General features: G+C 35.4%; 6 protein-coding genes. All 6 read left to right on the top strand.

The features are described from left to right. Positions 1-186: 186 nt before the first annotated feature. On the top strand, positions 187-699 hold the full coding sequence (locus ABXT71_RS08615) for a hypothetical protein (RefSeq protein WP_415370924.1): 513 nt from the start codon (positions 187-189) through the stop codon (positions 697-699). 1,535 nt (positions 700-2,234) lie between these two features. Beyond that, positions 2,235-4,118 (top strand): ATP-binding protein, encoded by a 1,884-nt coding sequence (locus tag ABXT71_RS08610; protein ID WP_415370923.1) that lies wholly within the window; start codon positions 2,235-2,237, stop codon positions 4,116-4,118. Continuing rightward, positions 4,115-4,513 carry a response regulator gene (locus tag ABXT71_RS08605; protein ID WP_415370922.1) on the top strand — a complete coding sequence of 133 codons (399 nt, stop codon included), beginning with the start codon at positions 4,115-4,117 and terminating at the stop codon, positions 4,511-4,513. The genes ABXT71_RS08610 and ABXT71_RS08605 overlap by 4 nt, the downstream gene beginning before the upstream one ends. Before the next feature lie 227 nt (positions 4,514-4,740). Further along, on the top strand, positions 4,741-5,358 hold the full coding sequence (locus tag ABXT71_RS08600) for a class I SAM-dependent methyltransferase (RefSeq protein ID WP_415370921.1): 618 nt from the start codon (positions 4,741-4,743) through the stop codon (positions 5,356-5,358). Positions 5,359-6,065: 707 nt separating this feature from the next. Further along, a complete protein-coding gene (locus tag ABXT71_RS08595) occupies positions 6,066-13,025 on the top strand; it encodes a choice-of-anchor J domain-containing protein (protein ID WP_415370920.1) in 6,960 nt (2,319 codons plus the stop codon). A 445-nt stretch (positions 13,026-13,470) separates the two neighbouring features. Then, positions 13,471-14,115: a class I SAM-dependent methyltransferase gene (locus ABXT71_RS08590; RefSeq protein ID WP_415370919.1), complete on the top strand. Its 645-nt coding sequence runs from the start codon at positions 13,471-13,473 to the stop codon at positions 14,113-14,115. The last annotated feature ends 520 nt before the right edge of the window (positions 14,116-14,635 follow it).

Genomic DNA, 14,635 nt, shown 5'->3' with positions numbered 1-14,635 from the left:
TTAGCAAGCTATTTTTTTAAACCCTTACGACTCCTAGACAACAAAATTGTACGCCATTGTAGATTACAAAAACCTAGCTATAAGAGCTTTACTGAACCAATAGCGCTGAGGCTACTAGAACTAATACTATCTTCTTTTGTATTTTAAAACGTATATTTGTTTAAATAACTAATTAAACTTTAAATTATGAAATTACAATACACATTAATTTTCATGCTCGGTTTGCTTTCTAGCTGCCAGAATAAAGTAGAAGTTACAACTAGCGTTGATACCTTTGAAAAAAATTCGCTAACTGTTATGGATTATCTCAATGGATATCAAATTGAGGAATTGGACTATGACGCACTATACAGCGAAAATGCAATTATGCTTAACACCAGAATGGGAGCTGAAAACGATTCTATTTCTCTAGCCGACATTAAGCGAATGGATCAAGAAGGATGGGATTTGTATGACTTTAAAATATTAGATGAGATTTACCTTCTACCTGGAGTTAATACGGAGACTAAAGAAGCAGATGGATCTGTTCGTTATTACGCAACATGGAGGACTACAAAAGCAGCTACTGACTCCACTGAAGCAATTCAAACTGATGTACGCCTGTACGAATCTTTTGATTTTGACGAGGCTGGAAAAATTCTTTATCAGCAATTTTATGGCGATCTAACAGCATCTAGCAATGTTTTAGAAGGAAAATAATTTATTCTAAAAAAGAGAATACCTAGAAAAAGCCTCCAGAAATGAGGCTTTTTTTACTTTATATCGAACTGAAACCTATTCAATAAAAAAGGTACACGTTTAAATATGAATGAGTTTTCTTATTGTTGGAATAGAATATACTGTGACAAAAAAAAATAACTGACTGACCAAAATAGTGCGAAACTCTTACATCGGTTTTATTCATAGTACATCAAATTAAAACACTTATAAAATTGATTTCGGATTTCCCAAAGCAATGCGCAACCTTTGCGGTGGGTAGATTTTTAGAACGGCTAAAATTACTCAAATAAACGTCTTTACTGAACCTAGTGATTTAACACAGCCCCACCTCCATAACAATAGTAAGCGGTTTGGTTACAAGTATTGATCATCCAACTGGGTTATTTGTGCGTGGAACAGATTTGTATATCAATGTTTACGATGATAATAAAATTGTAAAATTCTCACTCGTAACTCTAGGGGTACAAAACGTTGGAAATATCAATCAAAATATAAAATTATTTCCTAGCCCTTCTTCAAATAATATCTAAATTTAGGGATTGTATAAAACAAAAAAATATAAAATTTATGATATTTATAGGGAGACAATTAGTGGTAGAATTATCTCTGTTAATGATAAAATAAACATTCAAAGCTTAACAAAGGGGTTGTATTTTTTGAAGCTTGACTATAGACCTACTGTGAAAGTCATATAGATATAAAAAACCGTTTACAAACAAAATGTGCAATTAATTGCACGACCTAAAACGATTTGCAAAAATCATTCAAAATGACTAAAGAAGAGATACTAAGACTACGTATAAACACGTATTTTAGAAAATACGTGTTTATACGTAGTCTTTTAAACGTCTATTATCTTATCTTTCTCTGTCTAAGCCCAGACTCCAAATAGTATAACAAGGGTGTAATAACGAGATTCCATTTTTCAGTTTGTTTTTAACTTCAATGGTATAGGAGAATACAAATAAAGGTACCTGTCAAGGAAGAACTGAGGCGAAAAAACTCTTTTCTTCATTAATTTTAGACACTATTATTTTAAGCTTAGACATTAACTTTTGTACTTATCTAAGTTTTTTTTTATTACGTTTTTCCTATAATTATCTCGACAAGACAGAGACGGACCTAATAGAATTTATTTTTTTTGCTGTTAACATATAAGACCGTACCCTTTTGTTAATCAACCGCTTATAATCTGACCGAAAACAACAGGGAAAACGTGATAAATAAAACGGTAACGAACTTTAAATTGATATGACTATATTAGCCCTTAAGAAAAAAGTATGGACCAGAAAGTGTACCAGTCTGTCTTAAAAAAAACGTGTGCCAAAAGGCAGTATAAGCAATGGCTTATACTGCCTTACTTTAAAAACCCTCCGGGTTTTCCAATGAGAAGCACCCGTTTGAATGTGGTGTGTAACGAAACACGCTAACGCCTGTACACTGAACCTAATATTTAATGCTAAAAAACGCCTTTATAGAAAATATTCCCAAAACCAATGCTTAATTGAACTAAAATGACTCGGACAGATCAAAATACTAAAGAAAAACAGGAAGAAGTAGATGCACTTAAAACCGAATTAATTGCAATAACGAAGAAGCTGGTATTTCAAAAGGAAGAGAAGACAAAACGAGCCACTGAATTAGAAATTGCAAAAAAAGAGCTGGCATTTCAGAAGGAAGAGAAGACGAGACGAGCCTCTGAATTGGAAATTGTAAAAGAAGAACGGGTATTTCAGAATAAACAGAAGACGAAACGAGCCGCTGAATTAGAAATTGCAAATAAAGAGCTGGTATTTCAGAAGGAAGAGAAGACGAAACGAGCCACTGAATTAGAAATTGCAAAAAAAGAGCTGGCATTTCAGAAGGAAGAGAAGACGAAACGAGTCTCTGAATTGGAAATTGTAAAAGAAGAACGGGTATTTCAGAATAAACAGAAGACGAAACGAGCCGCTGAATTAGAAATTGCAAAAAAAGAGCTGGCATTTCAGAAGGAAGAGAAGAAGAAACGAGCCGCTGAATTAGTATTTGCAAAAAAAGAGCTGGTATTTCAGAAGGAAGAGAAGACGAAACGAGCCGCTGAATTGGAAATTGTAAAAGAAGAACGGGTATTTCAGAATAAACAGAAGACGAAACGGGCCGCTGAATTAGTACTTGCAAAAAAAGAGCTGTTATTTCAGAAGGAAGAGAAGACGAAACGAGCCGCTGAATTAGAAATTGCGAATAAAAAGCTGGTATTTCAGAAGGAAGAGAAGAAGAAACGGGCCGCTGAATTAGAAATTGCTAAAGAAGAACGGGTATTTCTGAATAAACAGAAGTCGAAAAGAATCGCTGAATTAGAAATTGCAAAAAAAGCGCTGGCATTTCAGAAGGAAGAGAAGACGAAACGAGCCGCTGAATTAGAAATTGCAAAAGAAGAACGGTTATTTCAGAAGGAAGAGAAGACAAAAAGGGCCGCTGAATTAATAGTTGCAAATAAAGAGCTGGTATTTCAGAAAAAACAGAAGAAGAAACGGGCCGCTGAATTAAAAATTGCAAAAAAAGAACGGGTATTTCAGAAAAAAGAGAAGAAGAAAAGAGCCGCTGAATTAATAATTGCGAATAAAGAGCTGGTATTTCAGAATGAAGAGAAGACGAAGCGAGCCGCTGAATTAGAAATTGCAAATAAAGAGCTGGCATTTCAGAATGAAGAGAAGACGAAAAGAACCGCTGAATTAGAAATTGCAAACCGACAGCTTATTGATTTCTGCAACATTGTGTCTCATAATTTAAGAGCACCGCTTGTAAATATTTCCATACTGGTTGATTACCTGCGGGAGAGCAAGGATGAAGAGGAACGAAAAGACCTGTTGAAAAAAACAAAACTTGTAACCAACCATTTAAATCAAGTGTTTAACGAATTGGTGGAATCGGTTCAGATAAAGCAGGACACTGAAATAAGATCGGACAAGATAATTTTGAAAGACTGTTTAGATCGTATTCTTATCGGATTTAGATCTGAGATTGAAGCCTACGAGGCAGATATTCAAATAAATTTTAATGATGTCCATGAGTTTTATAATCCGAGGAAATATATAGAGAGTATACTTACAAACCTTATTAGTAACACCTTGAAATATAAATCACCGGATAGAAAACCTGTTGTCAAAATTAAGCTAGAAAAAGTAAACGGAAACATTATCTTATCTGTTGCTGACAATGGTTTGGGAATCGACTTAATAAAGCATCAAGACAATCTTTTTAAAATAAGAAAAACATTTCATAAGCACCCAGAGGCTAGAGGATTCGGCTTGTACCTGGTCAAAACACAGGTGGAGGCAATCGGCGGAAAAATATGGGCCACGAGTATGCCTAATATAGGCAGTACATTTTTTATTGAATTTAAAACCCAAAATACATGAATAAAGTTAAAACGCTTGGAATCGTTGATGACGATAAAATCTATACTTTCTTGGTCAAAAAAACCATAGAACAGACAGATCTTGTTGAGACGATTAAAGTTTTTGAAAACGGCTTGGATGCGATAGATTTTTTAAAGAACAATGCAGCCAATCGCGATACCCTGCCTGAAATAATTCTTCTTGACCTTTCCATGCCTGTAATGGATGGATGGGAATTTCTTGAAGAATACATACTGCTTAGCCCAAAGCTGGACAGAAAGATTACTATTTATATTGTTTCATCCTCCATATCACCATTTGATATTGCCAAGGCAAAAAGTATAAGTTTTGTTACCGACTTCATTATTAAACCCGTTTCCAAAGAAAAGTTCATCGAAATATTTAAAAAACTGTAAGTGTTTCGCACAAAATAAAGGCCTTCTGACCAATGAAAAATGATTGTAGACCTTCTTATATAAAAGAAAGCACTGGCTAAAACACTGTATAAATTTAATAGGCGAAACCGACCCACCCAGACCATACTGCTCTTTCCGTATCGTTGCAGTCTGGAGGAAATTGGGTTTCAAAACTCCCAATTAACTCGATACTAACCGCTCGCTACAAACTGAAAATCTATTGAACAATGGAATTAGATAGGAAGAAGCATTGGGAGACCGTTTATGAAACCAAAAATCCAGACCAAGTAAGTTGGACCCAAGAAACACCAATAACTTCGCTAGAGTTGATACAATCTTTCGGACTAAAGAAGACTGCAAAAATAATAGATATTGGCGGCGGTGATAGTAAACTTGTAGATTACTTGCTTCACGAAGGATTTGAAAATGTTACTGTACTTGATATTTCGGCTAAATCACTTGAAAAAGCAAAAAACCGACTTGGAGAAAAAGCGAACAAAGTAAATTGGATTGTAAGCGACATTACAGACTTTGAACCAAATATGACTTTTGATGTCTGGCACGACAGAGCAGCCTTCCATTTTCTCACAACGCCTGAACAAATAAAAAAATATATGAAAACCGCAAGAAAAGCTGTGAGCGGATTTTTGATAATCGGAACCTTTTCAAAAAATGGTCCTAAAAAATGTAGTGGCCTCGAAATAAAACAATACAATGAAAACGAATTAACATCTGAATTGAAAGATGGGTTTGATAAAATTAAGTGTGTAACTGAAGACCACTTAACACCATTTGACACCATACAAAATTTCTTGTTTTGTAGTTTTAAAAGACAATCAAACTGAAAAACCAGTGGCTCACAACGAGTATAATTCACCATGTTTAAAGATGGAATGGGAAATTCTCTCGAATTTCCGCACTTTTTGACTCTTTTTATTAACTTAATCTCATACACTAAACCTCACCCCCTACTCAACCCCAATAGACCCTTTTCTAACACCCCACAGCGCACTCATTAGTAAAGCAAGCCTATTTATTGATATACCCGCAAGTATCGCTCTAAATCGATGCATTTTGATATCGATGAATTCTAAGTTCATTACGCTAACATCACCAAAACCCTTAGAAGTCAATACATCATTCAAAGCAACTAAAGAAGAAATAGTACGATTAGGTATAAAAACCTGTTTTTTTTTTAAAACACGAATTTATCGTGGTTCTTTTAATTTTTATCATCCCCTCTTTTTTTTTAATAAGATCATAATCAACATATTATAAAAAAAACAGAAATCCAATCAGATTATTTTTCAGTTTTTAAGAGAAAGAAAAAACCTAACCAGGCCTGAAAAACACTAAAGATTTTCCAATATTTAGTTGCAATAGTTATTGCTTAAAAGCATAGGTTGAAATATGATTTTTAATCATATTTACTATTTATTTAATCATATTTACCATTAATAAGTGTTTGATAAATATTAAAATATATCTTTACGACCTTAAAAGGCTAATACCCTGTTTCACAATAGCCTAACACCCTAACATCCCTAAATAAATGAATAAATTATTATTTGTTATTGCCTTACTGACATATGGCGTAAATGCACAAACACACTTTTCTGAGAATTTTAATACAGTTGAAGCCTTAACAGGATGGACTATAACAGATGTTGATGGTGATGGTCATAACTGGATTAGTGTAGATTGGTCTTTTTCCTTTCCAGAGCTAGAAGCTGGCACTGCTGGTTCATTTTCATGGAACCACGATACTCAAACCCCCTTAACTCCAGATAACTTTTTAACATCCAGTGCGATTGACTTATCCTCTGCTTCTGCTTCTAACTTAATTCTAGAATTCACTACGGGTGGAGTAGATCCAGATTACTTTACCGATGAGTATAGTGTTTATATTACGACGTCTACAGATCCTGCAACAATTATTACGTCTCCAGCTGTATTTAACGAAGTTTTGACTTCTCATGGCTTGTTTACTCGTGTTGTAGATATATCTGCATATGCTGGGCAAACTGTTTATTTAACATTCCGTCATTTCAACACAGTTGATGAGAATCTTTTGTTAATTGATAATATTACAATTAAGTCCTTATTAGATAACGATGCTAAATTAGAAGCATTAACAACAACCGATGCCTCTTTAATAAATAACGTTGTAACTATTACTGGTGATGTTAAAAATAATGGCGCAAATGCCATTACATCTTTAGATGTAAACTGGACAATTGACGGCGGAGCGTCCAATACATATGCCTTAACAGGCTTAAATATTGCTCCTGGAGAAACGTATAGCTTTACGCATCCTACAACATGGGATGCAAACCCATTAGGAGAGCGATCTTTAGAGGTAAATGTATCAAATATCAATGGTACTACAGATCCTGATCTCCTTAATAATTCAATAACACAACCTATAACCGTTTATGGCCTAAGTGAACCTTACTTTTCTGAGGATTTCGAGGATACAAACTTAGATAATCCAACTTGGACTAACACTGATGTTGATGGTGATGGTTATTCCTGGGGATATGGAAATATTTCTAGTGTTTTTCCAGAATTAGAAACTCTTACTGTTGCTTCATTTTCAAAGAATACTGATACCGGAGATCCATTATTTCCTAATAATTTTTTGACGTCAACAGCGATTGATTTAACAACTGCCAATCCCTATGAATTGTTTTTGAAATTTACCGCAGGTTCATTCAATACATCTAACTTTGCTGAAGAGTATAGTGTTTACCTTACGACTTCTCCAGATCCCGCATTAATCACCAACTCTTCACCCCTATTTAGCGAAATATTACCCTCTGGTGATGTGTTTACGCACGCTATAGATGTATCTGCATTTGTTGGACAAATTGTTTATTTGACCTTCCGTCATTTTAATACGACGGATATGAATGCGTTGTTAATTGATAATATCACAATTGGTAACACAAAGTATAATGATGCCAAATTAGCAGCTCTAACAATGTATGATGTACATTCGTTAAGTGCATCTGTGACTATGACAGGTGATATTAAAAACAATGGAGTTAACGCTATAACTGCTTTAGATGTAAACTGGGCAATAGATGGAGGAGCATTCAATACATTTGCTATAACAGGATTAAATATCGCGCCTGGTGCAAACTATAGCTTTACACATCCCACACTCTGGAGTTCTGCTCCTTATGGCACTCGATCTTTAGAAGTAACTATATCGAACGTAAATGGGTATACGGATTCTGATTTAACGAATAATTCATTAACACAACCAATGTTTGTTGTAAGCGAAATATTTGAAAAGGCTGTTGTTTATGAAGAATGGACAGGTACATGGTGTGGATTTTGCCCTAAAGGTATTGTAGGTCTAAAAGACATGTACCATTATTATAATGACGGAAGCTTTATTGGAATTGCAGTTCAAAACGGCCCCTCTAACCCAATGAGGTTAACAAGTTATGATGCTGCAATTGGTTCTCAACTTACTGGTGTACCATCTGGTTTATTTAATAGAGAACCAACGCCTGTAAGTGCAGATTTTGACTTAATAGAAACAGCCTATCTAGCAAATATAATTAAGGTTCCCGTGGCTAAAGTTGAAATAACTAATAGCACCTGGAATTCAGCTACTAGAGAAATTAGTGTAGATCTTAGCGCTAAATTTGCATTAGATTTGGGATCTACAAATTATAATGTTTCAGTGGTCGTTGTAGAAAATGGAGTAACTGGAACAGATGATGGTTATAAACAAGCAAACTTTTACTCAGGTGGTAGTAATGATTTAATTGATTGGGAAGGTATAAATTGGAGAGACCTTCCTCATCCAGTTACGGCAGCTTCAATGGTGTATAATCATGTTGGCCGTGCATTACTTGGTGGTTTTGGTGGTATTGCTGGTGTAATTCCATCATCAGTAACGTATAATACACCATATACACATACATTTACATATACATTGCCTGCGTCTCAAAATCAAGATGAAATTCATCTTGTAGCAATGATAATTAACAATGCTACAAACGAAATTGTTAATGCTGTAGAAGTAGAATTAAACACAACGAATTTTACGAACGATGCCAAATTAGAAGCATTAACAACAACCGATGCCTCTTTAATAAACGACGTTGTAACTATTACTGGTGATGTTAAAAATTATGGCGCAAATGCCATTACATCTTTAGATGTAAATTGGACAATTGACGGCGGAGCGTCTAATACATATGCCTTAACAGGCTTAAATATTGCTCCTGGCGAAACGTATAGCTTTACGCATCCTACAACATGGGATGCAAACCCATTAGGAGAGCGATCTTTAGAGGTAAATGTATCAAATATCAATGGCACTGCAGATCCTGATCTCCTTAATAATTCAATAACACAACCTATAACCGTTTATGGCCTAAGTGAACCTTACTTTTCTGAGGATTTCGAGGATACAAACCTAGATAATCCAAGTTGGACTAACACTGATGTTGATGGTGATGGTTATTCCTGGGAATATGAAAATATTTCTAGTGTTTTTCCAGAATTAGAAACTCTTACTGTTGCTTCATTTTCAAAGAATACTGATACCGGAGATCCATTATTTCCTAATAATTTTTTGACGTCAATAGCGATTGATTTAACAACTGCCAATCCCTATGAATTGTTTTTGAAATTTACCGCAGGTTCATTCAATACATCTAACTTTGCTGAAGAGTATAGTGTTTACCTTACGACTTCTCCAGATCCCGCATTAATCACCAACTCTTCACCCTTATTTAGCGAAATATTACCCTCTGGTGATGTGTTTACGCACGCTATAGATGTATCTGCATTTGTTGGACAAATTGTTTATTTGACCTTCCGTCATTTTAATACGACGGATATGAATGCGTTGTTAATTGATAATATCACAATTGGTAACACAAAGTATAATGATGCCAAATTAGCAGCTTTAACAATGTATGATGTACATTCGTTAAGTACATCTGTGACTATGACAGGTGATATTAAAAACAATGGTATTAACGCTATAACTGCTTTAGATGTAAACTGGGCAATAGATGGAGGAGCATTCAATACATTTGCTATAACAGGATTAAATATCGCGCCTGGTGCAAACTATAGCTTTACACATCCCACACTCTGGAGTTCTGCTCCTTATGGCACTCGATCTTTAGAAGTAACTATATCGAACGTAAATGGGAATACGGATTCTGATTTAACGAATAATTCATTAACACAACCAATGTTTGTTGTAAGCGAAATATTTGAAAAGGCTGTTGTTTATGAAGAATCAACAAATACATGGTGTGGATATTGCCCTGAAGGTATTGTAGGTCTAAAAGACATGTACCATTATTATAATGACGGAAGCTTTATTGGAATTGCAGTTCAAAGCGGCCCCTATAACCCAATGAGGTTAACAAGTTATGATGCTGCGATTGGTTCTCAACTTACTGGTGTACAATCTGGTTTATTTAATAGAGAACCAAGCCCTGTATATGCAGATTTTGAAATAATAGAAACAGCCTATCTAGCAAATATAATTAAGGTTCCCGTGGCTAAAGTTGAAATAACTAATAGCACCTGGGATTTAGCTACTAGAGAAATTAGTGTAGATCTTAGCGCTAAATTTGCATTAGATTTGGGATCTACAAATTATAATGTTTCAGTGGTCGTTGTAGAAAATGGAGTAACTGGAACAGGTAATGGGTATAATCAACACAACTATTACTCAGGTGGTAGTAATGATTTAATTGATTGGGAAGGTATAAATTGGAGAGACCTTCCTGATCCTGTTACGGCAGCTTCAATGGTGTATAATCATGTTGGCCGTGCATTACTTGGTGGTTTTGGTGGTGTTGCTGGTGTAATTCCATCATCAGTAACGTATAATACACCATATACACATACATTTACATATACATTGCCTGCGTGGCAAAATCAAGATGAAATTCATCTTGTAGCAATGATAATTAACAATGCTACAAACGAAATTGTTAATGCTGTAGAAGTAGAATTAAACACAACGCATTTTACGTATGATGCTGCCACTTATTGTATTGATGATTCTGATCCTACACCGACTATTATAGGCTTAGGAGGTGGAACATTCTCAAGTACTGCTGGATTAGTATTTATTAGTACCGAAACAGGAGAGGTTGATTTATCAGCGAGTACTCCTGGAAATTACACAGTTAGTTATGCAACTTCCGGAGCTATTTCAAACAGCTCAAGTGTTTCATTTACACTTAATTCAGTGGCAGTTTGTCAAAATATGGCTGCATGCGCTTTAAGTACGGCTGAACTTATTACGAACGGGAATTTTGAAACTGGAGATTTAACTGGATGGTCGGGATCAAATTTAGTATTGGCCGGAGGTTGTTCTGGTCAAGATTGGACAGTGTACGATGATATTAATTCAATTTCTTATTGTAATGCTACAGGTGATCCAGTTTCGAGTGGCACCTATGCTGCTTACACAGGGTTTGATAATTTCTACGTACCAATCAATTACTATATTCAACAACAAATAGTTGTTCCCGCGGTAGTGCCTAATGCTAATCTTTCATGGTTGCAGGATTTTCAAATCGATATTTTTAGCGGACAAGATAGAAGCTTCACCATTGATCTCTATGATGCTGACGGGTTAGTATTTTTAGATAACTTATACACCCAGAATTTCTCTGTGGGAAATTCAGATTCAGGAGGCTGGGTTTCGCAATCGATTGATCCAACAATTTTACTTCAATCATATTTGAATCAGACACTTACGTTAAGAATCAATGCATTTATACCTGAAGTTTTCCCAGGTACAGGCGGTTTTAGCTTAAATGATGTCTCGCTGACGATTTCAAGCGGTGGATCTGGCAGAACAACAGTTTGGGATGGTGCTTCTTGGAGTAATGGTGCTCCAGATGCTAGCACATACGTAGTAATAGACGGTCCATATAGTACAACTTCTGGTTCTTTTGATGCTTGCGCATTGCAAATTGATAATGACTTAACTATTGCAGCTGGCACCTATATTAATGTAACCAATAATATACTTGTACAAGCTACAGGTTCTCTTACTGTTGCCCACACAGGTAGTTTAGTACAGCTTGAAGACACAGCAGAGGTAACTAATAATGGGTCAATCTCAGTACTTGTAGATACTCCTACTTTAGAAGTCCTTGATTTTATGATCATGGGTAGCCCAATGAGTGGAGAAACTAGAGGTGATGTGTGGAGTAGTGCTTGGAACGTTCAAGCTCACATCACTGCAAACTTTAATAGTATAGCAGGTATTCCTGGTTATAATTTCTTAGATGCAGAACTTGATGACTGGAATCTGTATGAAACAGGTGCTCTATCTGCAGGTGAAGGATACCTTGTGCGTCCACAAACATCCTATAATGGAGCAGGTGGTATATTTAGTTATGACTATAACATAGGTACATTAAACAATGGTGTTGTTACAAGCACATTAGGTTTTAATGTGACTGCATTAGAAAGCCCTAACATGTTGTCTAATCCATATCCATCTGCTATAGATGCAGATGTATTCCTATCTGCAAACCCACAGATAGATGGATTGTATTTCTGGGAGCATAACACGGCACCTAGTACAACTTATCCTGGAGCAGAAACTAATGGAAACAACTACAGTATGGATGATGTATCATTCTACAACAGTTTAGGTGGTGTAGCTGCAGCATCAGATATAGGTGAAACTAATACTCCTAATGGAGTAATATCAACAGCTCAAGGTTTTGGTGTTTTTGCTGCCGCAGCAGGGACAGCAGCCTTTAACAATAGTATGAGATTAACTACGGGTAACACCACGCTTAGAAACAACACCATTGCTAAAGATAGACTTTGGTTGCGTGTTACAAGCAGTGCTTACAACGTTTCTGGAAGTACATTAGTAGGGTTTGTAGCAGACGCTACTGCGGGTATTGACATTAAATATGATAGTGGACGTATAGCGTCTAAAGTTTCTATTTACTCTCACATTGATGGTAGTGATAGAGGATACACTGTGCAAGCTAGAGAAGCTTTTGATAACGGTATGACCGTAGCATTAGGATTCTCATCTATTATTGAAGAAGTAACAACTTATAAGATTTCATTATCAGATTTAGATGGAGCGGCTTGGTTAAACGCAACTCCATATCTAATAGATGCTCAAGCAGGAGTTGTGACTAACTTAAATGAAGATGCTTACAGCTTTACAAGTGATCAAGGGGAGTTTAACAATAGATTTACCCTTGTATTTCAAGATAGATTATTAGGATCTAAAGATGTATTAGCATCTAGTATTTCAATGTATCCTAACCCAGCCAGTGATCTTGTAACTATTGTATCTCCTAATGCTGCTATCTCTTTAGTAGAGGTAAGAGACCTTAGAGGTAGATTAATTCTTACGAATACAATAGCTAGTCAACAAGTAACAAGTTTAAATATTACATCACTTGATAACGCAGTATACCTGGTAACAATTACAACAGATAGTGGTACTAGTACAAGTAGATTGATTGTAAAATAATGATATAAAAACCAGCTATCAACAAAGAACTGAGGTAAAAAACAACGCTCTTCTTCATTAATTTTAGACACTATTATTTTAAGCTCAGAGATTCACTTTTGTGATTCTTTGAGCTTTTTTTGTTATCATTCTCCTCTAATTATCTCGGTAAGACATAAACGGACAGCATAAAATCTATTTTTCTTTCTGTTAAGATAAAAGGCCAAACCTTTTTGTTTCTCAATAGATTACAACGTGAACTAATACCACAGGAAAAACGAATTTTGAATTACCGTAATGGACTTTAAATGGATATGACTACATTGGCCTTAATAAAAAAAATACGAGCCAGAAAGCGTAACGGTCTGATTTAAAAAATAAAGAACTTGTGCTAACAAGGTCTATTGCGTATTGAAACGCGCCATGTACTATACGTTAGCAACAAGTTGAAAAAACGAACCTAACTATGAAATTAGACAGAAAAAAACATTGGGAGACCGTTTATGAAACCAAAAATCCAGACCAAGTAAGTTGGACCCAAGAAACACCAATAACTTCGCTAGAGTTGATACAATCTTTCGGACTAAAGAAGACTGCAAAAATAATAGATATTGGCGGTGGCGATAGTAAACTTGTAGATTACTTGCTTCACGAAGGATTTGAAAATGTTACTGTACTGGATATTTCGGCTAAATCACTTGAAAAAGCAAAAAACCGACTTGGAGAAAAAGCGAACAAAGTAAATTGGATTGTAAGCGACATTACAGACTTTGAACCAAATATAACTTTTGATGTCTGGCACGACAGAGCAGCCTTCCATTTTCTCACAACGCCTGAACAAATAAAAAAATATATGAAAACCGCAAGAAAAACTGTGAGCGGATTCTTGATAATCGGAACCTTTTCAAAAAATGGTCCTAAAAAATGTAGTGGCCTCGAAATAAAACAATACAATGAAAACGAATTAACATCTGAATTGAAAGATGGGTTTGATAAAATTAAGTGTGTAACAGAAGACCACTTAACACCATTTGACACCATACAAAATTTCTTGTTTTGTAGTTTTAAAAGTCAATCAAACAGAAAAACCAGTGGCGCACAACGAGTATAATTCACCATGTTTAAAGATGGAATGGGAAATTCTCTCGAATTTCCGCACTTTTTGACTCTTTTTGCTAACTTAATCTCATAAACAACACCTCACCTCCTACTTAACCCCACTAGACCCTTTTCTAACACCCCACAGCGCACTCATTGGTAAAGCAATCCTATTTTATTGATATACCTACATGTATCGCTCTAAAAACGATGCATTTTGATATCGATACATGCTAGGTTCATTTCGCTAACATCGCCAAAACCCTTAAAAGTCAATACATCATTCAAAGCAACTACAGAAGAAATGTTAAAATTAGGTATTTACACGTAGTCATACTATTGCTGATTATCACATCTTTGTAAAAAGCTCAGGAACTAGATATACCAACAAAGACAGAAATCCAACCGGATTTTTTTTAGTACTTAAGCGCAAACGAAAAACCTAAGCAGGCCCAAAAAACAATAGCGCCAGATCTTAGCCCCACAGATGCAAACGGACAGCAAGAAATCTATTTTTTTTCTATGAATACAAA

The organism is Patiriisocius sp. Uisw_047 (assembly GCF_047730165.1).
GTDB lineage: Bacteria > Bacteroidota > Bacteroidia > Flavobacteriales > Flavobacteriaceae > Patiriisocius.
The sequence above is the reverse complement of the archived record's forward strand: the minus strand, read 5'-3'. Positions and strand labels throughout refer to the sequence as shown.

Bases quoted from the DNA above. Each gene is read 5' to 3' on its own strand.
- ABXT71_RS08615 (WP_415370924.1), top strand. From the start codon at position 187: ATGAAATTACAATACACATTAATTTTCATGCTCGGTTTGCTTTCTAGC.
- ABXT71_RS08610 (WP_415370923.1), top strand. From the start codon at position 2,235: ATGACTCGGACAGATCAAAATACTAAAGAAAAACAGGAAGAAGTAGAT.
- ABXT71_RS08605 (WP_415370922.1), top strand. From the start codon at position 4,115: ATGAATAAAGTTAAAACGCTTGGAATCGTTGATGACGATAAAATCTAT.
- ABXT71_RS08600 (WP_415370921.1), top strand. From the start codon at position 4,741: ATGGAATTAGATAGGAAGAAGCATTGGGAGACCGTTTATGAAACCAAA.
- ABXT71_RS08595 (WP_415370920.1), top strand. From the start codon at position 6,066: ATGAATAAATTATTATTTGTTATTGCCTTACTGACATATGGCGTAAAT.
- ABXT71_RS08590 (WP_415370919.1), top strand. From the start codon at position 13,471: ATGAAATTAGACAGAAAAAAACATTGGGAGACCGTTTATGAAACCAAA.